Origin of the sequence: Serratia nevei (genome assembly GCF_037948395.1) — a bacterium.
Taxonomy (GTDB): domain Bacteria; phylum Pseudomonadota; class Gammaproteobacteria; order Enterobacterales; family Enterobacteriaceae; genus Serratia; species Serratia nevei.
Window position 1 is genome coordinate 4,219,119 of sequence record NZ_CP149940.1, and the last position, 11,722, is coordinate 4,230,840.

The following is an 11,722-nucleotide window of genomic DNA, read 5'->3' on the forward strand; positions in this document are numbered from 1 at the left end:
CCTTCCCGCAGCGGCGAAAAAATAAATATAACAACGACGGCGAGCCGGTTATCCCGACGCGAAATCGTCATTCATCGCGCGCTAACCTCGACCAGGCAACTCATGGCGTTCGGCCCCTGTGTCAACGATGAGGTGCCGATATCCAGCGTCAGCACGTTCGGGTTGCCCGCCTGTTCGACCGGCCGGCGCTGCGCGTCGTAACCCGGCTCGAACCAGGCGCCGGTCGCCATCAGCACCACGCCGCGCGTCACGCCGTCAGTGAGGGACGCCCCCGCCAGGCAGCTGCCGCGCTCATTGCTGACCAGCACTTCGCTACCCTCTGCCACGCCGCGCTGCGCCGCGTCTTCCGGATGCATATACAGGGTTTCACGCCCGGCGGTCTTATTGCCCTGCGCCAGCGGCGCCGGATCCATCTGGCTGTGCAGACGATCGCTCGGCTGGATGGAGATCAAATGCAGCGGCCAGGTTTTGGCCTGCGGCGCGCCCAGCCACTCCACCGGCGGCCGCCACTGCGGATGCGGCGCGAAATCCTCGTAGCGGTAACCGGCGATCCGCTCGCTGAACAGTTCGATCTTGCCGCTGGGCGTCTGCAGCGGACTAGCCAGGGGATCGGCGCGGAACGCGTCAAAAAAAACGAATTCCTTGGCCGGCGCGGGCAGTTCGACATAGCCCCGGCGCCAAAAATCCTCAAACTCGGGCCAGGCGACGCCGGCACGCCGCTGCGCCACGCCGCATTGCCGATAGATCTCTTCGATCCAGGCCCGCTCGTCGCGGTTTTCGGTAAAGCGTTCGCGATAACCCAGGCGCTCCGCCAGATCGGCGAAGATATCAAAATCGTTGCGCGCCTGATGCTGCGGCGCAATCGCCTGATGCATCGCCAGCACGTAGCGATCGCGCGAGGAGCCGCCGATATCGTTGCGCTCCAGCGAGCTGGTGACCGGCAACACGATATCCGCCATTTTGGCCGCCGCCGTCCACCAGATATCTTGTACGATCACCGTATCCGGCTTCTGCCAGCCTTCCACCAGCCGGTTCAGCTGCTGATGATGATGGAACGGGTTGCCGCCGGCCCAGTGCACCAGGTGGATATCCGGGTAATGCCGCGTCTCGCCGCAAAATTGATAGGCTTCGCCGGGGTGCAGCAGCATGTCGCAGATGCGCGCCACCGGGATCGCCAGCCCGGCCGGGTTATCCCCTACCGGCATGGTCGGCGCGGGGGTGTCCACGCGCGGGTTGCCGACGCCGTTCATCGAGCCATGGCCGAAGGAAAAGCCGCCGCCCGGCAGCCCCACCTGGCCCAGCATCGCCGACAGCGCGATCATCATCCAATACGGTTGCTCGCCGCGGTGCGCGCGCTGCACGGAGTAGGAACAGGTGATAAAACTGCGCACGCCGATCAGCTGCCGCGCCAGCCGCGCGATGCGCGCCGCCGGAATGCCGGTAATGGCGCTGGCCCAGGCCGGCGTTTTTACCACGCCGTCGCTCACGCCGTTCAGGTAATCCGCCAGCTGTTGATAGCCTACGCAGTGGCTGTGCAGGAAGGCTTCGTCGTGCGCACCCAGCTGCTGGATTTCGTAAGCCAGCGCCAGCATCAGCGCCACGTCGGTATTCGGCCGGATCGGGATCCACTCCGCGTTGACGAACCCGGGGCAGTCGTCGCGCATCGGGCTGATGTTGACAACCGGCGTGCCCTTCTGCGCCAGCTTTTGCAGCCAGGGCTTGAGCGCATGCTCCGCCGCGCCGCCGGAAGAGACCTGGGCGTTTTTCAGCGCCAGCCCGCCAAACGCCACAAACAGCTCGCAATGCTCCACCACGCTCGGCCAGCTGGTGACGCGCCCGGTCAACGGCGAGAAAGTGCCGATCACATACGGCAGGAAAAACTGCGCCGCGCCCCAGCTGTAGTTGCCCTGCTGATCGACCCCGCCGCCGCCGCTGAAATAGAACCGCCGTACCAGCGAACGCGCATGATGCAAACGCCCGGCCGACGACCAGCCATAAGAGCCGGTAAACAGCCCGGAGGCACCGTAGCGATCGCGCACCCGGCGGTTCTCCTGCGCCACCAAATCGAGCGCCAGCTCCCAGTCCACCTCGACGAAGTCTTCCCTGCCGCGCAGCGTACGGTCGCTGCCCTCGCGCTTTTGCAGCCACGAGCGGCGCACCGCCGGCTTGCGGATACGTTTATCGGAGTAAACCATCGGGACGATGGAATCGAGCAGCGGCGAAGGATCGGGATCGTCGGCGAAGGGTTCACAGCGGATAAGCCGGCCGTCTTCAACCACGGCGGTATAAGCGCCCCAATGGGCGAGCTGCGGATAGCGTTTAATGGACATGGCGTTCTCGGCGCAAATCGGAATGCACAGACGTTACCTCAGCCCGCCGCCAGAGCCAACGTACAAATTGCGCTATCGTTCGGCAGCCGATGGTTATGCGTACAGACGCGAAGAGATTCTGCAACGGCCGCCACAAGTTGCGCACGAGACCGCTTGCAGCCCCGGTTGTTTTCCGCAAAACTGAGGGATGTAAGCGATTACCCAGGATGTATTGACTGATATGGCTACGATAAAGGATGTTGCCAGGCTGGCGGGTGTTTCCGTGGCCACGGTATCCCGCGTGATAAATAATTCCCCCAAGGCCAGCGAAGGGTCACGCACCGCGGTGCTGGCCGCCATGGAACAGCTGCAGTATCACCCTAACGCCAACGCTCGGGCGCTGGCGCAGCAATCCACCGAGACGCTGGGCCTGATCGTCTCCGACGTTTCCGACCCCTTCTTCGGCGCGATGGTCAAAGCGGTCGAGCAGGTGGCCTACGCCACCCACAATTTTCTGCTGATTGGCAACGGTTACCACGACGCCGAAAAAGAGCGCCAGGCGATTGAACAGCTGGTGCGTCACCGCTGCGAGGCGCTGGTGGTGCACGCCAAGAGACTGAGCGATCGGGAACTTTGCGGCTGGATGCAACAGATCCCGGGCATGGTGCTGATCAACCGCACGCTGCCGGGTTTTGAAACGCGCTGCGTGGCGCTCGACGATCGCTACGGCGCCTGGCTGGCGACCCGGCATCTGATCCAGCAAGGGCATCAGCGCATCGCCATCATCTGCTCCACCCACCAGATTTCCGACGCCACCGATCGCCTGCAGGGCTATCTCGACGCGCTGCAGGAGCACGGCATTGCGGTGGATGAAAAGCTGATCGCCTACGGCGAGCCGGACGAGATCGGCGGCGAACAGGCGATGACCGAATTGCTCGGCCGCGGCCGTTCGTTCTCCGCCGTTACCTGCTACAACGATCCGATGGCCGCCGGCGCGCTGTCGGTGCTGAGCGACAACAGCGTCGACGTACCGGGGGAAATTTCGCTGATCGGTTTCGACGACGTGCTGATTTCGCGCTACCTGCGGCCGCGCCTGACCACCATTCGCTACCCGATCGTAGCGATGGCCACCCAGGCGGCAGAGCTGGCCCTGGCGCTGGCCAACCGGCAACCGCTGCCGGAAATCACCAACATGTTCAGCCCGACGCTGGTGCGCCGCCACTCGGTCGCCACCCTCAACAACGCGCACGAACAGCCGTAATTCGCGCCGCCGCATGACGCTGTAAAGCGGGCGCAGCACGCCCGCCCGCTTATTAGATAAGCTCCAGCGCGATCAGTTCTTCGATGGTTTGCCGGCGGCGGATCAGGCGCGGCTCGCCGTTTTCGAACAGCACTTCAGGCAACAGCGGACGGCTGTTGTAGTTGGAGGACATCGATGCGCCGTAGGCGCCAGTGTCGTGGAACACCAGATAATCACCGATCTGAACCGGCGGCAGTTCGCGGGTTTCCACGCCGCCGCCCGCCTGCTGGGTGAACACGTCGCCGGATTCGCACAGCGGCCCGGCGATCACCGTTTCGCGCAGCGGTTGCCCCGAGGTATCGCGCCCATCGGCCGGCAACAGCGAAATATGGTGATAGCTGCCGTACATTGCCGGGCGCATCAAATCGTTAAAACCGGCGTCCACCAGCACGAAGTGGCGGCTGCCCATGTCTTTTACCGCCCGCACTTCGGCCACCAAGACGCCCGCTTCCGCCATCAGGAAACGCCCCGGTTCGATCTCCAGCTGCACCGGATGCCCCAGATGCGCGGCGATGCGTTCACGCGCCCGGTTCCACAACCCGAAATAGTGTTCGGTATCGATCGCCTCTTCGCCGTACTGGTACGGGATAGACAGGCCGCCGCCGGCGGAAATGGCGCTGATGTCATGACCGAGATCGATCACCTGCTGCACCATCGCATCGCAGACCCGTTCCAGATGCTGGTAATCGACGCCGGAACCGATGTGCATGTGCACGCCGATCAGCTTCAGGCCGTAGCGGCGGATCTTCTCCACCGCCTGCGGCAGGTCGGCATACCAGATACCGTGCTTGCTGTTCTCGCCGCCGGTGTTGGTTTTCTGGCTATGGCCGTGGCCAAACCCCGGGTTAATGCGCAGCCACACCGGGTGCCCTGCGGAAACCTGGCCGAGCTGATCCAGCATGTCGATGGAACCGGCGTTGACCGGGATCTTCAATTCGCTGACGCGCGCCAGCGTGGCGTGATCCAACACGTCCGCAGTAAACACGATCTCGCTCGGTTCGCCGCCCGGCTGAAAACCGGCCCGCAGCGCCCGCTCGATCTCGCCCAGCGACACCGAATCCACCTTCACGCCCTGCTCGCGCATCAAGCGCAAAATATGAATGTTCGAACAGGCCTTCTGCGCGAAACGGACGGTATCGAAATGGCGCAGCTGAGCGATGCGCTGGCTGATGATGTCCGCATCATAGGCCCAGACCGGGCAGCCGAAACGTTGCGGCAAGGCCAACAGGTTAGCGGCGTTCAACGCGGTGGAGGTGTCGTGCAACGGGCGTGGCATGGCGATATTCCCAATTCGAAAATGACGGCAGATAACGCCATAGTGCCGCACGCTGAATCGGGTGGAAAATATCTATTTAGCCGTAGTCTATTCATTTATGATATGGTTTTCCCCTTAATCGAGCGGCCTCACCATGCACAGCATCTCTTTGCGGCAGATCGAAATTTTTCGGGCGGTGATGACCACCGGCAACCTGACCGAGGCGGCGGCCCTGCTGCAGACCTCGCAACCGACCGTCAGCCGCGAGCTGGCGCGCTTTGAGAAGCTGATCCGGCTGCAGCTGTTCGACCGGGTGCGCGGTCGCTTGTCCCCCACGGTGCAGGGCCTACGGTTGTTCGAAGAGGTGCAGCGCTCCTATTACGGCCTCGATCGCATCGTCAACGCCGCCGCCGGCATTCGCCAGTTTCAGCAGGCACAGCTGTCGATCGTGTGCCTGCCGGTATTTTCTCAATCGCTGCTGCCGGCGGTGTGTCGGCCCTTTATCGAACGTTACCCGGAAGTCAGCTTCAGCGTCATCCCGCAAGAGTCGCCGCTGCTGGAAGAGTGGCTGTCTGCCCAGCGTCACGATCTCGGGCTGACGGAAACCACCCTGACGCCGGCGGGCACCGAGCGGGTGACGTTGATGACGTTGAACGAAGTCTGCGTGCTGCCGACGGGCCACCCGTTGCTGGTGAAAGATCGGCTGACGCCGCAGGACTTCGCCGGGCAGAACTTTATCAGCCTGTCGAGCACCGACAGCTATCGCCACCTGCTGGATGCGCTGTTCGGCGAACAGGGCGTCGAGCGCCGCATGGTGATGGAAACGCACAGCGCGGCGTCGGTGTGCGCCATGGTGAGGGCCGGCGTGGGGGTGTCGATCGTCAACCCGCTGACGGCGCTCGACTATGCCGGTAACGGTGTGCACGTGCGGCCGTTCAGCATCGACGTGCCGTTCACCGTCAGCCTGATCCGGCCGCTGCACCGCCCTTCATCGGCGCTGGTCACCGCCTTTATCGACCACCTTCATCAGCAGGCCGCCGCCTTTGCCGCCCGGCTGGCCGCCGCCGTCAGGCGCTGAAAGCGGCGTGGGAATATTGCCGAAGCATCAGCGCAGCGTCGCCTGCCACTGCGGATCGGTGGCGAACCACTCCACCAGAAAGTCCAGCATGGTGCGCAAGGTGGCGGGCATCTGGCGGCGTGAGGTATAGATGCCGTAGATTCCCATCGACTGCGGCCGGTAATCCGGCAGCAGTTCGACCAGCTCGCCGCTGGCCAGCAGCGGCGCCGCCGAATAATAGGGCTGCATGGAAATGCCTGCCCCCTGCACCGTGCCGGCCATCAGCACCACCGACTCGTTGGCGCTCAGGTTGCCGCTGACCGCCACCGCCGATTTCACGCCCTGAGCATCGAAGTGCCACAGGCTTTTGCCGAAATAGGAGTAGGTCAGGCAGTTGTGCAACGCCAGATCCTGCGGTTGACGTGGGGTGCCGTGCGCCGCCAGATACGCCGGCGCGGCGCACACCACCGATGCGCAGGTGGACAGCGGGCGGGCGATCAGGTTGGGATCCAGCTCGTTGGTGATGCGCAGCGCCAGATCGATGCGCTCCTCCACCAGGTTCACCGCCCGGTTGTTCATCTGCAAATCGACCGCCACCTGCGGGTGACGCTTCAGATACTGAGCGACGGCCCCCACCAGCGCCGTTTGCCCGAGCGACTGCGAACAGGTGATGCGCAGCAGGCCGCGCAGCTCATCGCTCTGCCCTTCCTCCACCAGGTCGATCTCCCCCGCCAACGCCAGCATTTGCCGGCAGCGTTCCAGAGTACGCTCCCCGGCGTCGGTCAGACTAAGCTTACGGGTAGTGCGGTGCAGTAAACGCGCCCCGGCCCATTGCTCCATCTGCGCCAGGTAGCGCGTCACCATCGCGCGCGACATCTCCAGCGTTTCCGCGGCGGCGATCATGCTGCCGCGATCGACGATGGTGACAAAAACCTCAGCGGCGGTAATGCGATCCATGATTAGTCCGATTTATGCAACGAATAATTGCTTATTATCCGGTTTTTCTATCGCTTTATGCAACCTAACATCATTACAACATTAACCGATACCCAAGGACCTCTGCCCATGTTTAAGAAATCACTGTTAACTCTGGCCTTCACCGGCGTCGCCACCCTCAGCACCTACGCCACCGCGGCCGATACCCTGACCATGGAAGTGTATAACCCGGGCGAGAAAAGCGTGTTCCCGGTGTCTTCCGAAATCATCAGCGGCAAACACGAAGTGGCGCTGATCGACGCTCAGTTCCAGCGTAACGATGCCGAAGCGCTGGTGAAAAAGATCAAGGCGACCGGCAAGAAACTGACCACCGTTTATATCAGTCACTCAGACCCGGATTTCTATTTCGGTCTGGACGTGATTAAAGCGGCCTTCCCGGAGGCGAAAATCATCGCTTCGCCAGGCACCATCAAGGACATCAACGCCACCAAAGACGGTAAAGTCGCCTATTGGGGCCCGATCCTGAAAGACAATGCGCCGAAAACCGTGATCGTGCCGCAGCCGCTGCAGGGCGACAGCTTCACCATCGACGGCCAGAAAGTGGAAGTGAAAGGCCTGAACGGCCCGACCCCCGATCGCACCTTCGTGTGGATCCCGGCGCTGAAGGCGGTCGTTGGCGGTGTCGCCGTCGCCGGTGACAACATCCACCCGTGGATCGCCGACAACCAGAGCGTGGAATCGCGCCAGCACTGGCAGCAGACGCTGAAAAACATCGAAGCGCTGAAGCCGCAGGTCGTCGTGCCGGGCCACTTCCTGCCGGGCGCAGCGCAAACGCTGGCATCGGTGCACTTTACCCAGAAATACCTGACCACGCTGGAAGCCGAACTGCCGAAAGCCAAGGATTCCGCCGCGCTGATTGAAGCGATGAAAAAGCACTACCCGACGCTGAAAGACGAGTCGAGCCTGGAACTGAGCGCGAAAGTGCTGAAAGGCGAGATGAAGTGGCCGCAATAAGCGCCCGTGCGTGATTGAACCAGCCCTGGCGCCGCGGTGAACTGCCGCGCGCCAGGCGAGGAGTAAAGATGACCGAAACCACTCTGCATTACATTTTCGATCCGCTGTGCGGCTGGTGCTACGGCGCCGCGCCGCTGGTGAAAGCGGCTCAGAGCCTCCCCGGGCTGAAGGTCGTGCCGCACGCCGGCGGCATGATGACCGGCAACAACCGCCGCCAAATTACCGACGAATGGCGCAACTACGTCATTCCGCACGACAAACGCATCGCCGAGATGACGGGCCAGCCTTTTGGCGAAGCCTATTTCAACGGCCTGCTGCGCGACACCACGGCGGTGATGGATTCCGAGCCGCCGATCACCGCTATCTTGGCGGCGGAAAAGCTGGCGGGACGCGGGCTGGACATGCTGCACCGCATTCAGCAGGCACACTATCAGGAAGGCCGGCGCATCGCCGACACGCCGGTGCTGGAAGCGTTGGCGAAAGAGCTGGGGTTGCCTTCAGCGGCGTTTATCGCCGAAATGCGTTTCAGCAGCGGCGCGCCGACCGCGCAACACATCGCGGAAAGCCGGGCGCTGCTGGCCAAAGTGCAAGGCCAGGGCTTCCCGACCTTTGCGCTACAGGACAGCGAAGGCCGCCTGCATCTGCTGCCGGCCGGCAACTATCTGGGTAATGTAGAAGCCTGGAAAAACCTGCTGGGCGCCGCCGCGCTGGCGTAACCAACCTTTCTCGCCCCGACTGCCGGGGCGGGTCATTCGACCCGTACGAACCGCCCTTCAGCCCGCACGTTGTGACCGAACCCGCAATCCCCGCGCGTGTGCATCTCCAACGTTTGCTCACCAAACGCCAAAGTGACGTCGCAGACCTGCGCGCTTTCCGAGTCATGCTGATGATAAACAGCTTTGCCGTGCTCGATCGGCAGTTCGGCGGTGAAGTCGCCCATGTTCGGGCCGTAATACAGCCCCATCTGCGGCATGGCGTAGCCGGAGAAATCGATCAGCCAGCGCTCGCCCTGCGGCTTCACCACCACTTCGCTCCACACGCCGCGCCCGGCGTATTGCCAATACACGCCGCCCGGCCCCTGCGGCTGCGGCCGCTGCGCCAGCCGTTGGCGCAACAAGCTCATGTTGTGCTGCGATTTGTCATCGTGCGGCGCCAGCGCCAGATAGGCCTGCGCCTTGAGCAATTCGCCGGCGTGCATCAGCGACAACGCCACGTTGTTGTAGGCCGTGGCGACGGCCTGCTCGCTCAGGCCGCAAAACTCGCTCCAGGCCGCCTGATCGCGAAAGATGTCGGCAGCTTTGGCGTAATCCTGCCGCTGATAGGCCTTTTTTCCCAGCTCGGCGTAGCTCGCCACCTTTTGGCAGTCGGCGGCGATGTCCGGCTCGTCAATGTGCGCCCAGGCCCGGGCGCTGGCGAAGACGCCGCAGGTCAGCAACAGGGGAACCCAAGCCTTCATCGTTTATCCTTTCTGCAAAAATTCGGCGCCAGTATAACCGCCCGGCGGCGGAGTGTATGCCGCAATTGCGCCCATCTGCGCACCGCTGACGATTCAACCGCCTTATTTCAAACGGTTAGCGAGGTCAAAACTGCTTACAGTCGCGGTTTGTTTGTTACCGGCCCGCGGCCCATGCTGAACAAAATGCCGCAATTAACGAGTCGCTATGAACGCAACCCCCTTGCAGAAACACGCCGTTTGGCAGCTGATCAAACCCTTTTGGGTGTCGGAGGAGCGATGGCGCGCCTGGATGATGCTGATCGCCATCGTCGTCCTGTCGCTCGGCCTGGTCTATATCAGCGTGCAGATCAACCAATGGAACCAGGTGTTCTACGATGCGCTGCAGAACAAAAACTACCCGGTATTCAAGGCGCAGCTGTGGCGCTTTACCTATCTGGCGCTGATCTTCATCGTGCTGGCGGTCTACAAGATCTACCTGACTCAGGGGCTGCAGATGCGCTGGCGGCGCTGGATGACGGAAAAGTTCATGGAAAAATGGCTGGCACACCAGGCGTATTACCACACCGAGCAGCAGCAGATCGTCGATAACCCCGATCAGCGTATCGCCGAAGATCTCAACGTGCTGACCCAATATACCCTGTCGCTGTCGCTCGGGCTGCTCTCCAGCCTGGTGACGCTGTTTTCCTTTATCGACATCTTGTGGCACGTCAGCGGGCCGATGACCTTCGCACTCGGCCAGCACGCCATCACGCTGCCCGGTTATATGGTGTGGTTCGCGCTGCTGTATGCGGTGCTGGGATCGCTGCTGATCTGGTGGGTCGGCAAACCGCTGGTCATGCTGGGCTTCAATCAGGAACGGTACGAGGCGAACTTCCGTTTCGGCCTGATCCGCATCCGCGAAAACAACGACGCCATCGCGCTGTACCACGGCGAACCGCGCGAGGCGCAGCAGCTGGGCGATCGTTTCGACACCATTCGCAGCAACTGGTGGGCAATTATGCGCATCACCCGGCGGCTGAACATCGCCACCAACTTCTACGGCCAGTTCGCCATCGTGTTTCCCCTGCTGGTGGCCGCGCCGCGCTACTTCTCCGGCGCTATTCAGATGGGCGGCCTGATGCAGATAGCCTCAGCCTTCGGCCAGGTGCAAGGTGCGCTGTCATGGTTTATCGACGCGTTTAACGATTTGGCGACCTGGAAAGCCTGCGTCAACCGTTTGGCCGGCTTCAACGCCGCCGTCGATCAGGTGCATCATCAGCCGCGCGGCGTTCAGCTGCGGGAAGAGACCGCCCATCCGTTAACGCTGGATAACCTCAGCCTGAACTTGCCCGACGGCCAGCCGCTGCTGGCCGGCGCCGAGATGACGCTGCAACGCGGCGAACGCCTGCTGATCGTCGGCCCTTCCGGCTGCGGCAAGTCGACGCTGCTGCGGGCCATCGCCGGTATCTGGCCTTACGGCGCGGGGGCTATCGGGGTAGCGGCCAACGCCAACACGCTGTTCCTGCCGCAGCGCAGCTACATTCCGATCGGCACGCTGCGCGAAGCGTTGAGCTACCCGAGCCTGGCGTCGGAATACAGCGATCCGCAGCTGATGCGGGTGCTGGAAAACTGCCGCCTGAAGCACCTGCAGCGCTGGCTGGATACCTCCGCCAACTGGAGCCATCGCCTGTCGCCGGGCGAGCAACAGCGGCTGGCGTTCGCCCGCGCCCTGTTGATTCGCCCGAGCATCCTGTTCCTCGACGAGGCCACCAGCGCGCTGGACGACGAAACCGAACAGTTGATGTACTGCCTGCTGGTGGATGAACTGCCGGACGTAACGCTGATCAGCGTGGCGCACCGCAACAGCGTGGCGAAGTACCACCAGACCTGCTGGCGCTTCAGCCGCAGCGAAGATCAACCGGCGCGCCTGGCGCTGAGCCCGCTGCCGGTATAACCCGCAGACCGACGGCGTTCGTTCAGATGCCGTCGGTTTGCACGTCTTCGCATTTCACCCGGCGGCGCTCATGCCACAGGCTCGTCAGGCCGCGTTTGCCGCACGCCAGCGCCACCTCGCGAAACTCATCCAGGCTCAACCCGTCGCGCTCCAGCATCATTTCCGCCGCCAGCTGCATATTGACGCCGGTCAGCACTTCGCAATCGCCCTGCGCATCCGCCAGTTCGCAGGCGCTGCGGAACGGCGAGCCGCCGAGCATGTCGGTGAGAAACACCACGCCGTCCGGTTGCGCCACCGCCGCCAGCGCCGAGCGCAAGGCGTCGTTGAGCTGCGCGGTGCTCATCTGTTCGGGGAAATCGACCGCCGCGCAGTGCGGCTGCCGCCCCACCACCTGCTCCACCGCCTGCAACAGCCCGGTGGCGAAGCCGCCGTGGCCGGTAATCACAATGCCTGGCATAGCCC

General features: G+C 62.9%; 10 protein-coding genes. 5 read left to right on the forward strand and 5 right to left on the reverse strand.

The window, feature by feature from the left end; translation table 11 throughout:
- Positions 1–71: 71 nt before the first annotated feature.
- Positions 72–2,330 carry a molybdopterin guanine dinucleotide-containing S/N-oxide reductase gene (locus tag V8N38_RS20255; RefSeq protein ID WP_070914506.1) on the reverse strand — a complete coding sequence of 753 codons (2,259 nt, stop codon included), beginning with the start codon at positions 2,328–2,330 and terminating at the stop codon, positions 72–74.
- A gap of 220 nt (positions 2,331–2,550) precedes the next feature.
- Here V8N38_RS20255 and galR point away from each other — a divergent pair, with 220 nt between their 5' ends.
- Positions 2,551–3,570 (forward strand): HTH-type transcriptional regulator GalR, encoded by a 1,020-nt coding sequence (galR, locus tag V8N38_RS20260; protein ID WP_060422992.1) that lies wholly within the window; start codon positions 2,551–2,553, stop codon positions 3,568–3,570.
- A 52-nt stretch (positions 3,571–3,622) separates the two neighbouring features.
- Here the strand turns inward: galR and lysA are convergent, their stop codons facing one another.
- A complete protein-coding gene (gene lysA / locus V8N38_RS20265) occupies positions 3,623–4,885 on the reverse strand; it encodes a diaminopimelate decarboxylase (RefSeq protein ID WP_049202160.1) in 1,263 nt (420 codons plus the stop codon).
- Between the two features lie 133 nt (positions 4,886–5,018).
- Between lysA and V8N38_RS20270 the strand changes: the two genes are divergently transcribed.
- Positions 5,019–5,942, forward strand: a complete 924-nt coding sequence (locus V8N38_RS20270) for a LysR family transcriptional regulator (protein WP_060422988.1) — start codon at positions 5,019–5,021, stop codon at positions 5,940–5,942.
- 27 nt (positions 5,943–5,969) lie between these two features.
- On the opposite strand, the gene V8N38_RS20275 is transcribed toward V8N38_RS20270, so the two are convergent.
- The gene (locus tag V8N38_RS20275; RefSeq protein WP_015378928.1) at positions 5,970–6,878 is read right to left on the reverse strand and encodes a LysR family transcriptional regulator; all 909 of its coding nucleotides are present in this window, start codon (positions 6,876–6,878) and stop codon (positions 5,970–5,972) included.
- A gap of 108 nt (positions 6,879–6,986) precedes the next feature.
- Here V8N38_RS20275 and V8N38_RS20280 point away from each other — a divergent pair, with 108 nt between their 5' ends.
- Positions 6,987–7,871: an MBL fold metallo-hydrolase gene (locus tag V8N38_RS20280; RefSeq protein ID WP_033635778.1), complete on the forward strand. Its 885-nt coding sequence runs from the start codon at positions 6,987–6,989 to the stop codon at positions 7,869–7,871.
- Positions 7,872–7,939: 68 nt separating this feature from the next.
- Complete coding sequence (locus V8N38_RS20285; RefSeq protein ID WP_038878652.1) at positions 7,940–8,587, forward strand: DsbA family protein; 648 nt, start codon at positions 7,940–7,942, stop codon at positions 8,585–8,587.
- Between the two features lie 32 nt (positions 8,588–8,619).
- Here V8N38_RS20285 and V8N38_RS20290 read toward each other — a convergent pair whose 3' ends face one another.
- Positions 8,620–9,327 (reverse strand): hypothetical protein, encoded by a 708-nt coding sequence (locus V8N38_RS20290; protein ID WP_060422980.1) that lies wholly within the window; start codon positions 9,325–9,327, stop codon positions 8,620–8,622.
- Positions 9,328–9,532: 205 nt separating this feature from the next.
- Here V8N38_RS20290 and V8N38_RS20295 point away from each other — a divergent pair, with 205 nt between their 5' ends.
- Positions 9,533–11,260, forward strand: a complete 1,728-nt coding sequence (locus tag V8N38_RS20295; RefSeq protein WP_060422974.1) for an ABC transporter ATP-binding protein/permease — start codon at positions 9,533–9,535, stop codon at positions 11,258–11,260.
- 22 nt (positions 11,261–11,282) lie between these two features.
- On the opposite strand, the gene agaF is transcribed toward V8N38_RS20295, so the two are convergent.
- On the reverse strand, positions 11,283–11,717 hold the full coding sequence (gene agaF, locus V8N38_RS20300; protein WP_060422970.1) for a PTS galactosamine/N-acetylgalactosamine transporter subunit IIA: 435 nt from the start codon (positions 11,715–11,717) through the stop codon (positions 11,283–11,285).
- Between the last annotated feature and the right edge of the window lie 5 nt (positions 11,718–11,722).